The organism is Spirillospora sp. NPDC029432, from assembly GCF_040703975.1.
In the GTDB taxonomy this organism is placed as follows: Bacteria; Actinomycetota; Actinomycetes; order Streptosporangiales; family Streptosporangiaceae; genus Spirillospora.
Genome location: NZ_JBEZWH010000015.1, coordinates 1 through 19,322, shown reverse-complemented (window position 1 = coordinate 19,322; position 19,322 = coordinate 1). Strand labels below are relative to the sequence as shown.

Sequence of the window (19,322 nt, the reverse complement as noted above, 5' to 3'; positions counted from 1 at the left end):
GGTGGGCGGGGTGGAAGAGGCGCAGGCGGTCGCGTTCTGGGCGCTCGCGGCCGTCGCGGTCGCGAGCGGGATCGCGGTCTTCGTGGTGGACTCGATGGCGCGCGCCACGTTCGCGCTGCTGGTCTCGTTCCTGTGCGTGGGGCTGGTGCTGCTGCTGGTCGATCTCCAGTACCTCGGCGTGCTGGTGGTGCTGATGATGATCATGGAGATGCTGGTGATGGCGGTCTTCATGATCATGTACATGATGAACCCGGCCGGGCTGATGCCGATGACGATGGTGCACAACGGGCGCGGGGCGGCGGCCATCGCGGGCGGGACGTTCGCCGTCCTGGCGGCCGGGATCCTGCTCGTTCCCTGGCCGGAGCGCCGGGGCGCGCCGCCGCCCGATCCGGCCCGGGCGCTGGGCGAGGCGATCATGGGCCCGAAGATGCTGGTGATGATGGTGATCGGCGCGGCGATCCTGGCCACGATGATCGCCTCGGTGGTGCTGGCGACCCACCGCGGCCGGTACGGCGGTGACCGGTGACCCTGGAGGCGCTCCTGCTGGTGGCCGCCGCGCTGTTCGCGGTCGGGCTGTTCGGCGCGCTGTCCCAGCAGTCGGTCGTGATGGTGATGATGGGCCTGGAGCTCATGGTCAACGGCCTGCTGGTGGCGGGCGCCGCGTTCTGGCGGTTCGTGGCGCCCGGCACCGCGGACGGGCAGGTCCTCGTGCTGGTCGCGGTCACCGTGATGGCGCTGGAGATGGCGATGGGGTTCGCCGTCGTCACCGCGCTGTTCCGCGCCCGGGACGTCGACACCACCGACGACGCGCGGGACCTCAGGGGATGAGCGCGCCGGGCTGGGCGCTGCCCGGGCTGCCGCTGGCGGCCGGGGCGCTGCTCCTGCTCGCCGGGCGGCGCGCGGACCGCCTCGCCCCGGCGCTCGGCGTCGCGGCGGCACTGGCGACGCTCGCCGCCGCGATCGGCGCGGCGGCCGCGCGCCCGGCCGTACGGTTCCCGCTGTTCGAGGGCATGCCCGGCGGGCTCGCGGTGGACGGCCTGTCGGCCGCGCTCGCGGTCACGGCCGCCGCCGCGACCCTGGCCGTGCTGGTCTTCGCCGCCGGGGACATGCCGGCCACGGCGGCGCGGGCCCGCTTCTGCGGGCTGATGCTGGTGTTCGCGGGCGCGATGCTGGTCACGGTCACCGCGACCGATCTCGCCGTGCTGCTCATGGGCTGGGAGGTCATGGGCGCCATGTCGTACGCGCTGATCGGCTTCCGCTGGCGGGATCCCCGCCGGACCGGCTCGGCGGGCGTCGCGTTCCTCACCACCCGCGCCGGCGACCTCGGCCTGTACGCCGCGGCCGGCTGCGCCGTCGCGGGCACGCACGCGCTCTCCCTGGACGGGCTCGCGGCCGCCCCGGCGCCGTGGCGCGACCTGATCGCCGCCGGGATCGTCGCCGCGGCGCTCGGGAAGTCGGCGCAGCTGCCGTTCTCGTTCTGGCTGTCGCGCGCGATGGACGGCCCCAGCCCCGTCTCGGCGCTGCTGCACTCGGCGACGATGGTCGCCGCCGGCGCGTACCTCCTGCTGCGCCTCCAGCCGCTCCTCGCCGCCACCGGCTGGGCGGGCCCGCTGGTGGCCTGGGCGGGCGCCCTCACCGCGCTGCTGCTCGGCGCCGTGGCCCTCGCCCAGCGCGATCTGAAGCAGCTCCTCGCCGCCTCCACCTGCGCGCAGGTCGGGTTCATGGTGCTCGCCGCCGGCGCGGCCTCGATCGCGGGCGGCGCGGCCCACCTCGTCGCGCACGCCGCCGTGAAGAGCCTGCTGTTCCTGTGCGCGGGCGCGTGGCTGACCGCGCTCGGCACCCGGGACCTGGCCCGGCTGCGCGGCGCCGCCCGGCGCCATCGGCTGGTCGGCGCCGCGTTCACCGCGGGCGCGCTGGCCCTCGCGGGCCTGCCGCCGCTCTCGCTGTGGGCCACGAAGGGCGCGATCCTGACGGCGGTCGCGGAGGAGTCCCGGCCGCTGTACGCGGTGGGCCTGGCCGCCGCCGTTCTCGCCACCCTGTACGCGTTGCGCGCGCTGCTCGCCGTGTGGCGCCCCGCCCCCGACGCCGCCGATGGCCCTGATGCCGGTTTCCTGGAGAAGCTGCCGCTCCCGGTGCTCGCCGCGGGCGCGGCCCTCCTTGGCGTACTGGCCCTGCCCGGCCTGGACGGCCCGTGGCGGCGTCTTCTCGGCACCCCGCCGGGCGGCGGCGCCGTCCCCGCCGAACTCCTCGTCTCCGGCTCGCTCGCCGTGACGGCCGTGGCCGCGGCGCTTCTCCTCCAGCGGCACCGCCGGTCCGGAGAGGCGGGGGCGGGCGGGGTGTTCGCCAGGTGGCTCCATCTGGAACGTCTGGCCGTACGGGGCGTCGCCCGTCCCGTCGTACGGCTGGCGGCCGGGCTGGCCTGGTTCGACGACCGGGTGGTCGACGGGGCCGTGCGGGCGGCGGCCGCGGGCGGGCGCCGGGCCGGCGGGATCGCCGCCCGCCGGGGCGAGCCCGCCGTGGACGGGCTCGTGGAGGCCGCCGGCCGGGCGGGGCGGCGGCTCGGGCGGCTCGCGCGGCGGCCGCAGACCGGGCTGGTGCACACCTACTACGCGCAGGCCGCCGTGGCGTTCTTCCTGCTGGTCCTCGTCGCCGTCCTGGTCGGGTGAGCATGCTCTCGCTGCTGATCTTCTGGCCGCTCGCGGCGGCGCTCGTCCTGCTCGCCCTGCCGCGGCCCGCGGACCGTACCGTGATCGGGATCTGGATCGCCGCCGCGGCCGCCGACCTGGCGCTGGTGATCGCGCTCTGGGCCCGGTACGAGGGCGGCATGGCGTACGAGACCCGCCTGCGCTGGATCCCGTCGGTCGGGGCCGGCTACCACGTCGGCGCCGACGGGCTCTCGCTGCCGCTGCTGGCGCTGACCTGCGTGCTCTTCCTGTGCTGCGCGGTCTACTCGCTGCGGCGGACCCATCGGGTGCGGGCGTTCGCGGCGCTCTTCCTGTCCCTGCAGACCGTCTGCCTCGGCGTGTTCGCCGCGCTGGACCTGCTGCTGTTCTTCGTGTTCTTCGACCTGTCGATCGTCGGCATGTACTTCGTGATCGCGGGCTGGGGGCACGGCGACCACCTCCGGTCGGCGCTGAAGTTCTTCCTCTACACCTTCCTCGGGTCGCTGGTGCTGCTGCTCGGCTTCATCGGCCTCTACCTGGGCGCCGAACCGCACACCTTCGACCTCGCCGACCTGACCCGCACGCCGCCGCTGGAGGGCGCGGCGGCGGGCCTCGCGCTGCTGGCGATCGGGCTCGGGTTCGCGATCAAGACGCCCGCGTTCCCGTTCCACACCTGGCTGCCCCCGGCCCACACGGACGCGCCCGCCGCCGGGTCGGCGATCCTGGCGGGCGTCCTGCTGAAGATGGGCGGGTACGGCCTGCTCCGGATCGCGATGCCGGTGCTGCCCGACGCCTGGCGCCGGTACGCCTGGGTGATCATCCTGATCGGCCTCGTGGGCGTGCTGTACGGGGCGCTGGTCGCGCTCGCGCAGCGGAACCTGAAACGGCTGATCGCCTACACGTCGGTCAACCACATGGGGTACGTGGTGCTGGCCGCCGGCGCCGCGGGCCTGGCCGGCGACGCCGCCGCCCGGCGGCTCGCCGTCACCGGCGCGGTCACCCAGATGGTCAGCCACGGCCTGCTCACCGGCGCGCTGTTCCTGCTGGCCGGGGTGCTGTACGACCGCGCCCGCACCTACGACATGGGCCGCCTCGGCGGGATCGCCGGCACGGCGCCGGTGTTCGCGGCGCTGACCGCGGTCGCGGCGTTCGGCTCGCTCGGCATCCCGGGGCTGTCCGGCTTCATCGCCGAGTTCCAGATCTTCGCCGGCGTGATCGGCGGCGGCGCGCCGGTCGCGGGCGCGCTCGCGGTGCTCGGCATCCTGATCACCGCCGCGCTGTTCCTGGCCGTCCTGCACCGCGTCCTGCTCGGCCGGCCCGGCGAGCCGGAGGTCACCGAACTGCGCGGGCCCGAACGGGCCGCGATCGTCCCGCTGCTGGCGCTGTCCCTGGTCATCGGGCTGGCGCCGCGCTTCCTGCTCGACCTCGTCGAGCCGGCCTCCGCCGCCGTGCTCGCCCTGGTGGGCCGATGAGCGAGAACCCGGCCGACCTGCTGCCCGAGCTGTGCGCGCTGCTCGGTGCCGTCCTCGGCCTGGTCGCGGGACTCTTCCTGCCCCGGACGCGGCAGTGGATCGCCGTCCTCGGCTGCTGCGCCGCCCTGGCCGCCGGGCTGGTGTTCGCGGTGCTCGCGGCGTTCCGCCCGGACGCGATGACGTTCGACGCGTTCCTCCTGGACCCGGTCACGCACGTCACGCGGATCACCGTCCTGGCGGGAACGCTGGCCGTCCTGGGGCTGGCGGCCGGGCCGGTACGCGGGCACCCGCGCGAGACCGAGTTCTCCGTGCTGACCGTGCTCGCCGCCCTCGGCACCATCCTGCTGGGGGCCTCGTCCGACCTGCTCGTGCTGGTGGCGGCGTACCTGCTGGCGAGCATCCCCGCGTACGCCCTGGCGGGCTTCGGCAAGGACGCCCCGGGCACCGAGGCGGCGCTGAAGTACTACCTGCTGGGCGCCTTCTTCGGGATCTTCATGCTGACCGGCGTGACCCTCCTGTACGGCCTGGGACGCGCCACCGCGTACGAGGCGATCGCCCTTCCGGACACCCCCGCCGTCACGGTCGCCGCCGCCCTGGTGCTCGCCGGCCTGCTCTTCAAGGCGGGCGCCGTACCGGGCCACTTCTGGGTCCCCGACGTGAGCGAGGGCGCGCCGCCGGTGGTGGCGGCGTTCGTCACCACCGTGCCCAAGATCGGCGCGTTCGCCGCCCTCTACCGGCTGGGCACCGAGCTGGAGATCCCGGACCGGACGCTCCTGCTCGCCCTGATCGCGGTCGCGACCATGACGCTGGGCAACCTCGCCGCCTTCGGCCAGCGGAACGTCCGCCGGCTGCTGGCGTACTCGACCGTGAGCCAGGCCGGCTACCTGCTAATCCCGGTCGCGATGGCGGGCCGCACGGACCTGGCCGAGCCGGCGCTGCTGTTCTACCTGGGCGCCTACGCGGTCACCAACCTGGGCGCGTTCGCGGTGGTCGTCGCCGCGGGCGAGGACGACCTGCCCGCCTACGCCGGCCTGGCCCGCCGCTCACCCGCGCTCGCGCTCGCGCTCGCGGTCTGCCTGCTCGGCCTCGTCGGCACGCCGCCGACCGCCGTCTTCGTCGGGAAGCTGCTGATGTTCGGCGCCGCGGTGGACGGCGCGTACGCCTGGCTGGCGGTGGCCGCAGCCCTCAACTCGGTCGCCAGCGTCTACTACTACCTGCGCTGGATCGTCCCCGTGTTCGGCCGCGGGGAGGGGCCGCCGGCCCCCGTCCGCACGGGGGCCGCGGCGATCGCCTGCGCGGCCGCCCTCGCCTCGGTCGCCATGGGCGCGGCCGGCGGCCTCCTGCTCGGCTGAGCCCGCGGCCCGTCAGCGGGACCGGGAACGCGCGGTCTCCCGCTTGTTGGCCTTCTCGATCGCCTTGACGAGCTCGCTCTTGCTCATGGTGGAGCGGCCGGAGATGTCCAGCCGCTTGGCGACGCCGTACAGGTGCTGCTTCGAGGCGTTGGCGTCCACGCCGCCCGCGGTCTTCCGGGACGTGTTCCGGCCGCCCTTCGCCTGCGCGTCCGAGGGGCCCTTGCCGCCCCCGGCCTTCGGCTCCCAGTGGTCGCCGACCTTCTCGTGCGTGTGCTTGAGCGCGGCGTACGCGACCTGGTGCGCGCGCCGGCCCTCCCCGTACTCCTCGGCCGCCGAGTCGTGCGCCTTGGCGAAGGTGCGCTGCGCCTTGGCGTCGGAGCGCTTCAGCGTGTCGGGCAGTTCCGCCTTCTTGGCCTGCCCCTTGCGGTCGCTCTTGGGCATCTGCCAGCACCTCCTGGTTTGGCTCCTGTGTGGCTCAGGTGTGGCTCCGTGTGGCCACAGTGCCTTCCACTAGGGGTTGTGCACGCCACGGGCCGCTCGAAACACGCCGGCTACCGCTCGGGGTGGAAGCGGCCGAAGCGGCCGCGGTGGTAGAGGAGGGGCCGGTCGTCGCGCACGTCGGCGCCGGTCACCCGGCCGACGGCGAGGATGTGGTCGCCGATGGCGATGGTGTCGTACGGGACGCAGAGGAGGTGCGCGCACACGCCGTCCAGGAGCGGGGTGCCGTGGTCGTCCGGATACCAGCGGGTGGGCGGGGCGAAGCGGTCGGCGCCCCGCCGGGCGAACCGGGCGGCGAGCGCGGACTGGTCGCCCGCCAGGATGTTGACGGCGAACCGGCCGGCCTCGCGCAGCGCGGGCCAGGTGGTGGAGGAGCGGTCCACGTAGAACGAGACCAGGGGCGGGTCGAGGCTGACGGACGAGAACGACGTCGCGGTGAGCCCCGCCGGTTCCCCGCCTGCGGCCGCGGTGACGACGACGACCCCGGCGGCGTGCAGGGCGAGCGCCCGGCGGAAGCGCGCGGGGTCGAGCGCCAGGTCCGGCGCGGTCTCGGTCATGGGGGCACCTCACTTTCCAGGAATTTCCTACCTACATTATAGGAAATATGTCCCGCCGGGCCAGGACGGATCCCGGCCCGGAACGATCAGCCGCCGGGCGTGACCACGACCTTGCCCGTGACCGTGCGGTCCGCGATCGCCGCCAGCGCCTCGGCGGCCCGCTCCAGCGGGTAGCGCGCCGTCACGGTCGCCCCGATCCCGCGCTCCTGGAGGGCGGCCAGCCCGGCGGCGTCGCGGGCGGCCAGTTCGGGCTCGAGCTCGGTGAAACCGCGCAGGTCGAAGCCGAGCACCCGCACGTCCTTGAGCAGCACCAGGTTCAGCGGGATCCTCGGGATGGTGCCGGACGCGTACCCCAGCGTCACGAACCGCCCCCGCCGCCGCGTCGCCCGCAGCAGCGTCTCGGCGAGATCGCCGCCGACGACGTCCAGGACGACGTCCGCGCCGCCGCCGGTGATCTCGCGCACCCGGGACTTGACGTCCGGGGCGCCGGACAGGTCGAGCACGGCGTCGGCCCCCAGGCCCTCGCAGAACGAGGCCTTCTCCGGGCCGGAGACGACCGCCAGCGAGCGGGCCCCGAACTCCCGCGCCAGCGTCACGGCCGCCGAGCCCACCCCGCCGGCCGCACCGGTGATCACGACCCACTCGCCCGGCCGCACCTCGGCGGTCGTGCGCAGCGCCGAGTACGCGGTGGCGGACGCCACCCCGCTCGCCGCCGCGACCGCCAGGTCCGCGCCCGCCGGCAGCCGCCGCACGGCCGCGGCCGGGACCAGCACCTTCTCCGCGAACCCGCCCGCGAACGTCGACGCGACGACCGGGTCGCCCGCGCCGACCCCGGCCACGCCCGGCCCGACCTCGGCCACGACCCCGGCGACCTCGCTGCCGGGCGTGAACGGCAGCGGCATGCTCACCTGGTACCCGTCGCCGACGAACAGCACATCGGTGAAGTTGACCGCCGCCGCCGCGACGGCCACGACGACCTGCCCCTCACCGGGCACCGGATCGGGCAGCTCCTCCACCGCGAGGACGTCGGCGAGCTCGCCGGGGGAGCCGTACCGGTGGCACCGAACCGCTTTCATGCATCACCTCGGAGCGCAAGATCGTCAAGCTGGTGAGAACGAAGTCTAGACATGGCCCTCCCGCCGCCGCCGCGCGCGGACGGCCCCTACAGTCGCGCCATGACTCCCATGCCTCCCACGACCCCCATGAGCCGGGGATGCCTCACCTGCGAGCACAACGCCCGGATCGAGTCGCTGCCCCCGCGCGAGCGCGTCGCGGCCGACGGGCACTGGCGGGTGGCGCACGCGTTTGGCACGTCGCTGCCCGGCTGGCTGGTCCTGGTGCCCCGGCGGCACGTGACGGCCGTCGCCGACCTGACCGACGCCGAGGCCGCCGCCCTCGGCCCCTGGCAGGTGCGGCTGTCCCGGGCCCTGCGGGACGCCACCGGCTGCGCCAAGACCTACGTCGCGCAGTTCGCCGAGGCCGAGGGCTTCGCCCACGTGCACTTCCACATCGTCCCCCGCATGGCCGGCCTGCCGCCGGAACTGCGCGGCCCGCGGGTCTTCGGCCTGCTCGGAGCGGAAGCGGCGGACGAGGTGGCCGCCGCCGAACGGGACCGCCTGGCCACGCTGATCGCCGACCGGCTCGCCCCCGGCCGCTGACCGCGCCGATCTCGCCGTTCGGCGCTAAACTGGATCCCGGTTTCAGTTTCCGGCGGGGGAGGGCACGGCATGGGCTCGGAGCGGTCTGAGCTGCCCGCGTACCAGCAGGCCCGCAGGCGGCGCATCGTCGAGGCCGCCTCGGCGATGCTGGAGGGGCAGGAGTACGAGCGGATCCAGATCCGCGAGGTCGCCGAGCGGGCGGGCGTCGCGCTCGGGACGCTCTACCGCTACTTCTCCTCTAAGGAGCACCTGTACGCGGCGGTCATGGTCGACTGGGCCGAGCCGTTCCGCGAGGCCGGCCGCCCCGAGGACGGCGAGCGGCCGCCGCAGGAGCGGATCCGGCGGCGGCTGCACCTGACGATCCGCGCGTTCGAGAAGTACCCCAACTTCCACGCCCTCGAATCGGTCATGCAGAGCACGTCCGACGCCAACGCGGCGCGGCTGTTCGCCGAGTTCAACGACCGCAACATGGGCGCCTACCGGGCCGAGCTGGCCGGGCTGGGGGCCGACCTGGCCGCCGACATCAGCGCGGTGCTGACGGCGGTGATGGCGCGCGAGCTGATGGCGTTCATCCTCGGCTGGAAGCCGATCGGCGACGTCTACCGGCTCGTCGACCGGGCCGTCGACCTCGTCTTCTCGCCGCTGCCGGTGGAGGGCTGAGGGCCGCGCCCCGGCGGGCGCGGCCCCTTCCGTCAGCCGGTGGCCGTGCGGCCGTCGCCGAACGCGCCGTCGCGCGCGCTGAGCGCCCTGGTCAGCCCGCCCTCTCCGGCGGCCGCCATGAACGCGCGGAAGCCCTCGGTGTGCGTGGCCAGCGCGCACGCCTCGGTGCCCGCGCGCAGCGCCCCCCGCAGCCCCATGTGCTCCATCGCCCGGTGCACCGTGCGCTTGTTGAGCTGCAGGACGTCCGGCGGGATCTGCGCCACCCGCTCCGCCATCGCCAGCACGTCCTCGTCCAGGCTCGCGGCGGGGAACGCGCGATTGGCGAAGCCGCTCTCCACGGCCTCCAGCCCGGTCATGCTGTCGCCGGTGAGCACCAGCTCCATCGCCTTGCGCATGCCGAGCAGCCAGGCGTGGTACTGCATGTCCGGGACGCCGAAGCGGACCGCCGGGTACCCGATGAGGGCGTCCTCGGCGACGTACACCAGGTCGCAGCCGGTGGCCAGCTCGCTGCCGCCGGCCAGGCAGTGGCCGTGCACCTGGGCGACGACCGGCTTGGCCAGGTCCCAGATGCCCGTCCACCCGTCGACGACGTCGCGCTGGAACGCCCCGGGCCCCTGCCCGTTGCGGCCCTTGTGCTCGGCGGAGATGCCGGGCGTGAGGTCGTACCCGGCGGAGAAGCACTTCCCGGCGCCGCGCACGATCGTGACCCGCACGTCCGGGTCGGCGTCGGCCTCGCGGAGGGCGGCCAGGATGTCGGCGCGCAGCGGGGCGTGCATGGCGTTGCGCTTCTCCGGGCGGTTCAGCGTCACCCGCCGGACGTGCGGGGCGGGATCGTCGGTCAGTACGTGCTCGTATTCCATCTGCGGGCCAATCCTCGTGAGGGTCGTCAGGAGCGGGAACGGGCGAAGGCGTGGATCGCGTCCTCGATGCGCCGTACCTCGTCGTCGGCCAGGCCGTGGCTCATCCCGAGGGACATGCCGCGTTCGAAGACCTCGTCGGCGACGGGCAGCCCGCCGGCGGGCTGCCGGTACGTCACGTTCGCCATCATCGGGTGCCGGGTGACGTTGCCGCTCCACACCGTGCGGGTGTCGATCCCGGCGGCCTCCAGCGATTCCTGCAGGTCGCTCCGCGCGAAACCGGCGTCCTTCTTCACGAGCACCGGGTAGCAGAGCCATGCCGTGTGCAGGCCGTCGAGCGGGCGCGGCAGCTCGAACAGGTCCGGGTACGCGCCGAACGCCGCCGAGTACGCCTCGAAGATCTCCGCGCGGCGCCGGTAGTTGCGGTCGAGCTTGTCGAGCTGCTTGAGCCCGAACGCCGCGCCCAGCTCCGACGGCTCGAAGTTCCACGGCAGCACGTCGAAGATGAAGTCGTTGTCGTAGGCGACGCCGTCCAGGTCCTCGCGGAACACGCGGCCCGTGCCGCCCGTCCCGTACAGGTGGGGCTCGGAGCGGCGGCCCCAGCGGCGCAGCATGAGGCCCTTGTCGCGCATCAGCTCGTCGTCGAGGCACACCATGCCGCCGTTGCCGGCGCAGGTGATGATGTGCGCCATCGCGAAGCTGGTCACGCTGATGTCGGCGCGGGCGCCGGTCGGGGTGCCGCGCAGGGTGGCGCCCAGCGCGTCGCAGTTGTCCTCGATGACCTTGAGGCCGTGCCGGTCGGCGATCGCGCGGATCGCGTCCCAGTCGGGCGCGTTCCCGGCCAGGTTCGGGAACAGCAGCGCCCGGGTGCGGTCGGTGACCATCTCCTCGATCTTGGTGACGTCGACGTTGTACGTGCCGGGCTCGACGTCCACGAAGACCGGGACCAGCCCGGCCCGGACCAGCGGCGCGACGTCGGTGGAGAACGTCAGCGGCGAGGTGATGACCTCCGAGCCCGCCGGCAGGCCGAGCAGCTCGACCGCGAGGTAGAGCGCCGAGGACCCGGAGTTGCACATCAGCCCGAGCCGCTTGCCCGACAGTCCGGCGATCCGGCGCTCCATCTCGGCCACGTTCCTGCCGATGCGCAGCGCCTGGTGGTCGCCGTTCAGCACCTCCAGGACGGCGTTGATCTCGGACTCGTCGTGCACGCTGCGCGCGTACGGGATCCGCTTCTGCATGCGCTTCCTCTCCGTTCAGCCGCGGGCCGCGGCGTGCGCGACGCTGTCGGCGACCTTGGCGAGCGCGTCGTCGGCGCCCGCGGGCAGGTCGGCGGGGGACAGGGGGACGGCGACCTCGTCGACGCGGGGCCCGACCCGGGCCGCGAGCGCGTCCAGCTCGGCCAGGTCGAAGCCGAACAGCCGGGCGGGGTTCTCCCCGAGCACCTTGCGCAGGTCGGCCTCGCTCCAGCCGGCGAACGCCAGCCGCAGGTGCTCGCGGGTGAACGGGTACGTGCCCTCGTTGTGCGGGTAGTCGCTGCCCCACATGACGCGGTCGAGCCCGATCCCGTGCATCGCGGCGGTGTCGGCGGCGTCGGGGAAGCTGACGCCGAGCCAGACGTTCTGCCGGAAGTACTCGGTGGCGGTGCGCGGCAGGACCTGGTCGGGGCCGAACGACAGCTCGCCGATGCGGCCGTTCGCCCGCATCCGGGTGACCAGCGAGTCCAGCTGCGCCAGCACGTCCGGCACCCACGAGCACCCCTGCTCGGTCATCACGAACCGGAGCCCGGGGAAGCGCTCGAACACGCCCGACAGCAGCAGGAACAGCAGCGGCCTGCGGGCGTACGTCGGCCCCTCGGCCAGCTGGATCACGCCGGACGACGGCAGCTTCGCGTACCGCGGGCCGCCGGTGCCGCCGTGGTTGTGGACCGGGACCTGGAGGTCCTGGCAGACCTCCCAGAGCCGGTCGTAGTCGGGGTGGTTGAGCGGCTTCACCCAGTGCGCGTCCGGCGGGAACGGCGGGAGCAGCACGCCGCCGCGCAGCCCGTTCTCCGCGATCCACCGCACGTCCTCGATGGCGTCGTCGACGTCGTTCATGAACATCTGGCCGATGCCGGCGCGGCGTCCCGGGCGCTCGGCGCAGAAGTCGGCCAGCCAGCGGTTGTGCGCCCGGATGCCGGCCCGGCGCAGCTCGTAGTCCTCCGCCGTGGGCGGCCCGGCGAAGAACACGAAGCTCGGGAAGAACGGCGGGATCGTGTTGGGGAACAGCACCTCGCCGACGACCCCGTCGGCCTCCTGCTCGGAGTCGCGCAGCTCGTTGTCCCAGTTGCGGAGCTTGCGCGGGTTCTCCTCCTTGAGGTCGTGCCAGGGGTTCGTGTGGGCGCCGCGCCACTCGTCGAAGCGCTCGCGGTACTGGGGATCGAGGTATTCGCGGTACGCGGCGTGGCTCCCGCCCGCGTGGGTGTCCACCGAGATCACGGTGTAGCGGTCCGGCATCGTCCTGCCTCCAGGTCTGGACCCGTGCAAAAACTAGAACTAGAATTCAGTCCTACTATGCTGGACGTGGCGCGCGCAAGCGGACGGGAAGGGGCAGCGGGTTGACGATCGCGGTACCGGACGGGGTTGAACGGCCGTACGAGATCACCGAGGAGGAGGTGCTCGGCCGCCGGCTGGCGGTCTTCCGGCACCGGCGGCGCCACCTGGGCGAACTGGTGGAGGCGTCGGCGCGGTACGGCGACCGCGAGTACCTGGTCTTCCCGCGCCGCAGGCTCACCTACGCCGAGCATCACGCGGCGGTGACCGCCACCGCCCGGCTGCTGCGCGACCGGTACGGCGTCGGCCCGGGATCCCGGGTGGCGATCCTGGCCGCCAACGCGCCCGAGTGGATCGTGGCGTTCTGGGCCGCCGTCGGCCTCGGCGGCGTGGTCGTCGCCCTCAACGCCTGGTGGGCGGGGGAGGAGATCGAGTACGCGCTCGGCGACGCCGATCCCGTGCTGCTGGTGGCCGACCGCGAGCGCCTGGACCGGCTCCGCACCGCCCCGGCCTGCCCCGTACTGCCGATCGAGACCCTGCTCGACCGGGTGGAGCCGGGCCCGGCCGTCCCGCTCGGCCCGGTGCGCGAGGACGATCCGGCCGTCGTCCTCTACACCAGCGGAACCAGCGGCCGCCCCAAGGGCGCCGTGCACACGCACCGCAACATCCTCGCCCAGCTCCAGGTGCAGGCGTCGCTGGCCGCGGGGAGCCCGCCAGGCGGGCCGCCGGCCCGGATCTTCTCCTCCAGCCCGTTCTTCCACGTCTCCGGGCTGCACGGCGGCGCCCTCGCGCGGCTCGCGAGCGGCGCGGTGTTCGTCGGGTACGAGGGGCGCTTCGACGCCGTCTCCGTCATGCGCACGATCGAGCGCGAGCGCTGCACCGCCTGGTCGGCCGTCCCGACCGTCGTCTGGCGGGTCGTCCACCACCCGGACGCCGGGCGGTACGACCTGTCCTCGATCACGCGGATCAACGGCGGCGGCTCGGCCTGGTCGCCCGCCCTCCAGGAGCGGATGCGCGCCGTCTTCGGCGCCGGCCTGGTGATCGGCGTCGGGTACGGGTCGACCGAGTGCACCGCCTGGGCCACGATCGCGACCGCGCCCGGCGACCTGGCCGACCACCCCACCACCGTCGGCCGGCCGGTGCCGACCGTCGAGGTCGAGATCCGCGACCCCGACGGGAAGCCGCTGCCCGAGGGCGAGGAGGGCGAGATCCACGTGCGGAGCCCGCTGGTCATGCTCGGCTACTGGCACGACGACGAGGCGACGGCCGGCGCCCTCGACGGCGACGGCTGGCTGCGCATGGGCGACCTCGGCACGTTCCGCGACGGCCTGCTCTACCTGGCCAGCCGGCGCACCGACCTCATCCTGCGCGGCGGCGAGAACGTCTACCCCGCCGAGATCGAGAACTGCCTGGAGGCCCATCCCGGCGTCGCCGAATGCGTCGTCGTTGGCGTCCCGCACGAGGAGCTCGGCCAGGAGGTCGCCGCCGTCGTCGTGCCGCGCGCCGGATCACCGGTGGACGCCGGCGAGCTCGCGGCCCACGTCGCCGGCCGCCTCGCCCGCTTCAAGGTGCCCAGCCGATGGATCATCCGCACCGACCCGCTGCCGCGCACCGCCAGCGGCAAGGTCGTCCGCGCCGACGTGACCGCAGGGGAGTAGAGGAATGTCGATCGCCGTCACCGAAGACCAGATCGGGCTGCGCGACGCCGTGCGCGGCTGGGCGCGCAAGCGTGACCTGCGCGCCGCCGCCCGCGAGGCCGCCGACGCGCCCCGGTCCCACCCGGACATCTGGCGCGGCATCACCGAACTCGGGCTGCCCGGTCTCCACCTCCCCGAGGAGGCGGGCGGGGCGGGCGCGACGCCCGTCGAGCTGGCGGTGGCCCTGGAGGAGCTCGGGTACGCCCTCGACCCGTCCCCGTTCCTGCCGTCCGCGCTCGCGAGCCTGGTGATCTCGCGGGCCGGCGGGCACCCGGCGCTCTCCGGCCTCGCGTCCGGCGGCACCACCGCCGCCGTCGCGCTCGACCCGTTCGAGATCAGGAACGGGACGCTGCACGGCACGGCCCCCGCCGTCCTGGGCGCCCCCGCCGCCGACCTGCTCGTCGTCGGCTCCCCGGACGGCTGGCACGTGCTGGCCGCCGCCGACGCGACGATCACCCCCGTACCCGGCCTCGACCCGACCCGCCCCATCGGCGCGGTCCGGCTGGACGGCGCCGCCCCGGGGGCCGCGCTGCGCGGAATCGGCACGGAGACCGTCCGCGAACTCGCCGCCGCGCTCTTCGCCGCCGAGGCCGCCGGGCTCGCCGGCTGGTGCCTGGACGCCGCGACCGCGTACGCCAAGGTGCGCGAGCAGTTCGGCCGCCCGATCGGCGCGTTCCAGGCGGTCAAGCACGCGTGCGCCGACATGCTCGTCCAGGCCGAGCAGGCCCGCGCCGTCGCCTGGGACGCCGCCCGCGCGATCGGCCAGGGCGAGCAGGCGTCCATGGCCGCCGCCGTCGCCGCCTCGGTCGCCCTGGAGGCGGCCGTGGACTGCGCGAAGACCTGCATCCAGCTGCACGGCGGCATCGGCTACACGTGGGAGCACGACGCGCACTTCTACCTCAAGAGGGCCGCCGCCCTCCGCCAGCTGGTCGGCGGCCGCGACCGGTGGGCGCCGCGCGTCACCGCCGTCGCCGTCGCCGGCACCCGCCGCAGCCTGGACATCGACCTCCCCGAGGAGGCCCGCGCCGGGATCCGCGCCGAGCTGGCGGGGCTGAGCGACCGCCGGAGCATCGTGGACGCCGGCCTGCTGATGCCGCACTGGCCCCGCCCGTACGGCCGCGCCGCCGGCCCCGCCGAGCAGCTGGTCATCGACGAGGAGTTCCGCGCCGCCGGGATCGAGCGGCCCGACCTGGTCGTCGGCGACTGGGCGCTGGCCACGATCATCGAGCACGGGACGGACGCGCAGCGCGACCGGTTCGTCCTGCCGACCATGTACGGCGAGCTGCGCTGGTGCCAGCTGTTCTCCGAGCCCGGCGCGGGCTCCGACCTGGCCGGCCTCACCACCCGCGCCACCCGGGCGGACGGCGGCTGGCGGCTCACCGGCCAGAAGGTCTGGAACTCCTTCGCCACCACCGCCGACTGGGGCATCTGCCTCGCCCGCACCGGCCCGGACGGGTCCCGGCACCGCGGCATCACGTTCTTCCTCGTCGACATGCGCGACCCGGGCGTCGAGGCGCGCCCGCTGCGCGACATCACCGGCGACGACGGCCACTTCACCGAGGTGTTCCTCACCGATGTGCACGTCCCCGACGACTGCGTGGTCGGGGAGGTCGACGCCGGCTGGCGGCTGGCCCGCACGACCCTGACGGCCGAGCGCGTCGCCATGGGCGCCGGCTCCTCGATCGGCTACGGCGCCGAGGCCGTCATGGAGCTGCTCACCCCGGAGCGCGCCGCCGACCCCCTCGTCCGGCTGCGCGCCGGCGTCCTGCTCTGCGAGGGCCAGGCCAACGTCCTGCTCGGCTTCCGGACGACCCTGCGGCGGCTCGCCGGCGCCGACCCGGGCCCCGGCGCGAGCCTCCGCAAGCTCGCATACGGCCTGCACGTCCAGGACGCCTTCGAGTACGCGCTCGAACTCCACGGCCCCGCCGGCGCCGCCGCCACCGGCCCGGCCGCCGCGGCCGTCCAGGGCTTCCTCAGGCGCCGCCAGCTCACCATCGGCGGCGGTACCAGCGAGGTCCAGCGCAACGTCATCGCCGAACGCATCCTCGGCCTCCCCCGCGACCCGGCACCGGCCTAGAAGAGAGTGGGAGGCTCGGCCGGGGCGGGCTCGGGCAGCGGGGCGAGGGCGGGGAGCTCCGCCCCCACCTCGGCGTGGAAGCGGCGGGCCAGGTCGAGGGCCTCGGCGTTGTCGGGCGTGTGGACGAAGACGGTCGGGGAGCGGCCCTCGCGCAGCCACCCGGCGACCGTGGCCGTCCAGAAGCTCCAGCCCTCGACCGTCCGGGCGGTGTCGTCGCGGCCCAGGTAGCGGACGATCGGGTGCCCGGTGAGGGCGCGCGAGCGGCGGGGGAGGCGCGGCTTCTTCGTCCACGCCTCCCGCTCGGCGTCGGTCGTCGGCGGGCTCTGGAAGAGCGTGACGGTGTCGAACGGCACCCACTCCGCGGCGGCGGCGTCCAGGACCCGTTCGAGCGCCCGCGCCTCCCGCTCGTCCTCGAAGAACGCGCGGTGGCGGACCTCGACGGCGTACCGGTACGAGTCCGGGAGCCGCCGCAGGAAGGCGGCCAGCGTGCCGACGTCGGCCGGGCCGAACGACCCCGGAAGCTGCACCCACAGCACCCCGGCCCGCTTCCCGAGCGGCTCGATGGCGTCCAGGAACGCCCGCAGCTCCTCGCCGCCGCCCGCCAGCCGGTGGCCGTGCGTGACCGGCTTGGGGAGCTTGGCCAGGAAGCGGAAGTCGCCGGGAAGCTGCGCCGCCCACGTCTCCACCGTGCTCCTGGACGGGGTCGCGTAGAACGTCGTGTTCCCCTCGACCGCGTTGCACCAGGTCGCGTACGCCCGCAGGCGCTCCTCGGGAGGAAGCGGATGGGGCACGTAACGCCCTCGCCACGGCGCGTGCTGCCACATGGCGCATCCAACATGAAGCCGCATGAACGCGACGTTAGCCCAGTCCCGTGTCAGCCGACCTCCGCCATCACGAAGCCGCTGCGCGGACGGGCCGGGATGCGGCGCAGGGAGATGGACAGGTCCTGGTCGGGGACCTCGTAGCGCAGCCGGGCCAGGCCGGTCGCGAACTCCTTGAGGAGCGCGACGGTGATCAGCTCGCCGGGGCAGCGGTGGCCGGTACGGGGGTCGCCGCCGCCCTGCGGGACCAGCAGGTCGGGGTCGATCTCGCGGCCGAGGAAGCGGCCGGGGTCGAACGCGTACGGGCGGGGCCACAGCGAGCCGTCGTGGTCCTGCCCGTACAGGTCGAGGAGGACCGTCGCCCCGGCCGGGATCGGCTCGCCGCGCCAGGTCAGGTCCCGGACGGCCTGGCCGCCGGTGAACGGGGCGAACGGGTAGAAGCGGCGTACCTCCTGCGCGAACGCCTCCGCGTACGCCGCGTCGCCCGCCGCGAGCGGGCCGCGGTGCTCGGGCCACAGGTGCAGGGCGTGCGCGGCGAACGCGGCGAACCACGCGACGGCCGCGGCCGGGCGGATGACGTTCAGCACCTCCACCGCCGCCACCCGCGGATCGAGGGTCCGGCCGTCGGCGTCCCGGTGCCGCGCCACCGCCGCGAGCGCCGAGTCCGGCGAGACGCCGGGCGCGCCGTCGCGGACGGCCTCGACGACGCCCGCCAGCCGGTCCTCGCGGCGGCGCCGGGCCGCACGGGCCCGCCAGTGCCGCGGGCCCGCGGTCGCGAAACCGTCCACCATCGCGATCAGGTCGCGGGCGAGCGGGCCGCCGCCGGCATCGTCCAGCGGCACGCCGGCCCACCGGCACACCGCCCGGGTGATCACCTCGGCGGCCTCGTCGAACAGCACGACCGAGGGCCGCTTCCCCCAGGAGGCGGCCGCCTCGTCCCAGGCCGTGCGGAAGTGCCCGACGAGCCGGTCGATCCCGTCGGGGTCCATCAGCAGCGCGACGAACAGCCGCTTGCGGGCGCGGTGCGCGTCGCCGTCCAGGGTGTGCACGGCGCCGTGGCCGAACAGCGTGCTCAGTACGGGCTCGGGGAGGGCGGGGCCGCGGCGGATGTGGTCCTCGTCGTAGAAGAACCGCACCGCGTCCGGGCCGCGCAGCGCCACCGCGTGCCGTCCCAGCAGGCGGACGCGGACGAGCGGCTCGCCGGTGCGCCGCCAGAGATCGGGCAGCCACGCATAACCCCTGGCCAGCAGGGCAGGCGAACTCTCGACGATCGGGCGGTTTCGTAGCAGCATGTGGCGCCGCATGCCCCGAGGCCCGCCGGGCAAACGTGCCCGGCCGCCGCTGTGGGCGGGCGCACGGCGGGGAGGTCGCGGTGCGGGTGCTCGTCACAGGGTGGCCGAGTTTCGTGCACGGGGAGGCCACGGCGGGGGACGTCCTGGCGATGGAGGCCGTGCGCGGCGCGCTGGCCGGGGCCGGGGCCGAGTGCGACGTGGCGTGGAGCCCGGTGCTGCGCCCGGACGGGCTCACCCTCGACCGCGCCGATCCCGGCCGCTACACCCATCTGGTCTTCGCGTGCGGTCCCGCGCACGGCGACCAGGTGGAGTCCCTGCACCGCCGGTACGCGCGCTGCCGCCGCATCGCGGTCGGCGTCTCGGTGATCGACCCGGACTCGGCCGCCGTGACGGGCTTCGACGTGGTGCTGCCCCGCGACGCGCCCGGCGCCGAGCCGCGCCGCGACCTGTCGGCGGCAGTCCGCGTCCCGGCGGGCGAGCTGCCGGTCGTGGGCGTCGTGCTCGCGCCGGGGCAGGGCGAGTACGGCGGGCGCGGCCGGCACGGCCGGATCGAGGAGGAGCTGACCGGCGGGCTCGCCGCCCGCGGCTGCGCGCGGGTGCCGCTCGACACCCGCGTCGACCCGCGCGACTGGCGGCACCCGGCCGCGCCCGGGGAACTGGAGGCCGTCATCCGGCGGCTGGACCTCGTCGTCACCACCCGGCTGCACGGCCTCGTCCTCGCCCTCCGGAACGGGGTGCCCGCGCTTGCCGTCGACCCGGTCGGCGGCGGCGCCAAGGTCACCGCGCAGGCGCGCGCCTGGGACTGGCCCGCGGTCATCACCACGGGCGAGCGCGACGAGCCGCCCTACCTGGACCCCGCCGAGGTCGGCCGCTGGTGGGACTGGTGCCTGTCGCCCGAGGGCGGCCGGCGCGCGGCCGGGGACGGGGCGCCGCCGCCGTCCCTGCTCGCCGATCTCGTCGCGGCCGTTCGCGCCGGAGGTTGAACTCTCCCCCTCCAGGCTCCGTACCACCCCCACGTAACGCACGTGGATCGGATGTCGGAGCCGGGAGGGCTCATGAGAAGAAGCCGTCTGCGCACCACGGTACGGGTCGCCGCCGCGGCCGCCGGAGCCGTAGGCGTCGGCGTAGCGCAGCCAGCCGTCGACCTCGGCGCCCACGGCGATCCGGGTGTAGTCGCCGGGGATGTCGGC

The 19,322-nt window shown here is 75.0% G+C and carries 18 protein-coding genes; 10 read left to right on the top strand and 8 right to left on the bottom strand.

The window, feature by feature from the left end; genetic code table 11:
* Window positions 1-10 precede the first annotated feature (10 nt).
* From AB0881_RS14575 to AB0881_RS14555, 5 genes are read left to right on the top strand one after another with little or no spacing between them, the layout of a single operon-like run.
* A complete protein-coding gene (locus AB0881_RS14575; protein ID WP_366617228.1) occupies window positions 11-526 on the top strand; it encodes an NADH-quinone oxidoreductase subunit J in 516 nt (171 codons plus the stop codon).
* Window positions 523-828 (top strand): NADH-quinone oxidoreductase subunit NuoK, encoded by a 306-nt coding sequence (gene nuoK, locus AB0881_RS14570; RefSeq protein ID WP_366617227.1) that lies wholly within the window; start codon window positions 523-525, stop codon window positions 826-828. The genes AB0881_RS14575 and nuoK overlap by 4 nt, the downstream gene beginning before the upstream one ends.
* A complete protein-coding gene (locus AB0881_RS14565; protein WP_366617225.1) occupies window positions 825-2,666 on the top strand; it encodes a proton-conducting transporter membrane subunit in 1,842 nt (613 codons plus the stop codon). Before nuoK ends, AB0881_RS14565 begins: the two co-directional genes overlap by 4 nt.
* Window positions 2,667-2,668: 2 nt before the next feature.
* On the top strand, window positions 2,669-4,135 hold the full coding sequence (locus AB0881_RS14560; protein ID WP_366617428.1) for an NADH-quinone oxidoreductase subunit M: 1,467 nt from the start codon (window positions 2,669-2,671) through the stop codon (window positions 4,133-4,135).
* Window positions 4,132-5,487 carry an NADH-quinone oxidoreductase subunit N gene (locus tag AB0881_RS14555; protein ID WP_366617223.1) on the top strand — a complete coding sequence of 452 codons (1,356 nt, stop codon included), beginning with the start codon at window positions 4,132-4,134 and terminating at the stop codon, window positions 5,485-5,487. The genes AB0881_RS14560 and AB0881_RS14555 overlap by 4 nt, the downstream gene beginning before the upstream one ends.
* Window positions 5,488-5,499: 12 nt before the next feature.
* Here AB0881_RS14555 and AB0881_RS14550 read toward each other — a convergent pair whose 3' ends face one another.
* The 3 genes from AB0881_RS14550 to AB0881_RS14540 form a co-directional block, all read right to left on the bottom strand.
* A complete protein-coding gene (locus tag AB0881_RS14550; protein ID WP_366617221.1) occupies window positions 5,500-5,928 on the bottom strand; it encodes a ChaB family protein in 429 nt (142 codons plus the stop codon).
* A 110-nt stretch (window positions 5,929-6,038) separates the two neighbouring features.
* A complete protein-coding gene (locus AB0881_RS14545; RefSeq protein ID WP_366617220.1) occupies window positions 6,039-6,542 on the bottom strand; it encodes a flavin reductase family protein in 504 nt (167 codons plus the stop codon).
* An 86-nt stretch (window positions 6,543-6,628) separates the two neighbouring features.
* A complete protein-coding gene (locus AB0881_RS14540) occupies window positions 6,629-7,618 on the bottom strand; it encodes a zinc-binding dehydrogenase (protein ID WP_366617218.1) in 990 nt (329 codons plus the stop codon).
* A 99-nt stretch (window positions 7,619-7,717) separates the two neighbouring features.
* Between AB0881_RS14540 and AB0881_RS14535 the strand changes: the two genes are divergently transcribed.
* Both AB0881_RS14535 and AB0881_RS14530 read left to right on the top strand, forming a co-directional pair.
* On the top strand, window positions 7,718-8,200 hold the full coding sequence (locus AB0881_RS14535; protein WP_366617217.1) for an HIT family protein: 483 nt from the start codon (window positions 7,718-7,720) through the stop codon (window positions 8,198-8,200).
* 69 nt (window positions 8,201-8,269) lie between these two features.
* Window positions 8,270-8,860, top strand: coding sequence for a TetR/AcrR family transcriptional regulator (locus tag AB0881_RS14530; protein ID WP_366617215.1), 591 nt, complete (start codon window positions 8,270-8,272; stop codon window positions 8,858-8,860).
* Window positions 8,861-8,892: 32 nt separating this feature from the next.
* Here the strand turns inward: AB0881_RS14530 and AB0881_RS14525 are convergent, their stop codons facing one another.
* From AB0881_RS14525 to AB0881_RS14515, 3 genes are read right to left on the bottom strand one after another with little or no spacing between them, the layout of a single operon-like run.
* On the bottom strand, window positions 8,893-9,720 hold the full coding sequence (locus tag AB0881_RS14525) for an enoyl-CoA hydratase-related protein (RefSeq protein WP_366617213.1): 828 nt from the start codon (window positions 9,718-9,720) through the stop codon (window positions 8,893-8,895).
* 26 nt (window positions 9,721-9,746) lie between these two features.
* Window positions 9,747-10,955, bottom strand: a complete 1,209-nt coding sequence (locus AB0881_RS14520; RefSeq protein ID WP_366617212.1) for a DegT/DnrJ/EryC1/StrS family aminotransferase — start codon at window positions 10,953-10,955, stop codon at window positions 9,747-9,749.
* Between the two features lie 15 nt (window positions 10,956-10,970).
* On the bottom strand, window positions 10,971-12,209 hold the full coding sequence (locus AB0881_RS14515; RefSeq protein ID WP_366617211.1) for an amidohydrolase family protein: 1,239 nt from the start codon (window positions 12,207-12,209) through the stop codon (window positions 10,971-10,973).
* A 101-nt stretch (window positions 12,210-12,310) separates the two neighbouring features.
* On the opposite strand from AB0881_RS14515, the gene AB0881_RS14510 reads away from it, so the two are divergent.
* Both AB0881_RS14510 and AB0881_RS14505 read left to right on the top strand, forming a co-directional pair.
* On the top strand, window positions 12,311-13,903 hold the full coding sequence (locus AB0881_RS14510; protein WP_366617210.1) for a class I adenylate-forming enzyme family protein: 1,593 nt from the start codon (window positions 12,311-12,313) through the stop codon (window positions 13,901-13,903).
* A 4-nt stretch (window positions 13,904-13,907) separates the two neighbouring features.
* On the top strand, window positions 13,908-16,019 hold the full coding sequence (locus tag AB0881_RS14505; protein ID WP_366617208.1) for an acyl-CoA dehydrogenase: 2,112 nt from the start codon (window positions 13,908-13,910) through the stop codon (window positions 16,017-16,019).
* Here the strand turns inward: AB0881_RS14505 and AB0881_RS14500 are convergent.
* Both AB0881_RS14500 and AB0881_RS14495 read right to left on the bottom strand, forming a co-directional pair.
* The gene (locus AB0881_RS14500; protein WP_366617207.1) at window positions 16,016-16,810 is read right to left on the bottom strand and encodes a DUF72 domain-containing protein; all 795 of its coding nucleotides are present in this window, start codon (window positions 16,808-16,810) and stop codon (window positions 16,016-16,018) included. The genes AB0881_RS14505 and AB0881_RS14500 overlap by 4 nt on opposite strands.
* Before the next feature lie 83 nt (window positions 16,811-16,893).
* The gene (locus AB0881_RS14495; RefSeq protein ID WP_366617206.1) at window positions 16,894-18,132 is read right to left on the bottom strand and encodes a cytochrome P450; all 1,239 of its coding nucleotides are present in this window, start codon (window positions 18,130-18,132) and stop codon (window positions 16,894-16,896) included.
* Window positions 18,133-18,212: 80 nt separating this feature from the next.
* On the opposite strand from AB0881_RS14495, the gene AB0881_RS14490 reads away from it, so the two are divergent.
* Window positions 18,213-19,115: a polysaccharide pyruvyl transferase family protein gene (locus AB0881_RS14490; protein ID WP_366617204.1), complete on the top strand. Its 903-nt coding sequence runs from the start codon at window positions 18,213-18,215 to the stop codon at window positions 19,113-19,115.
* Window positions 19,116-19,322 lie beyond the last annotated feature (207 nt).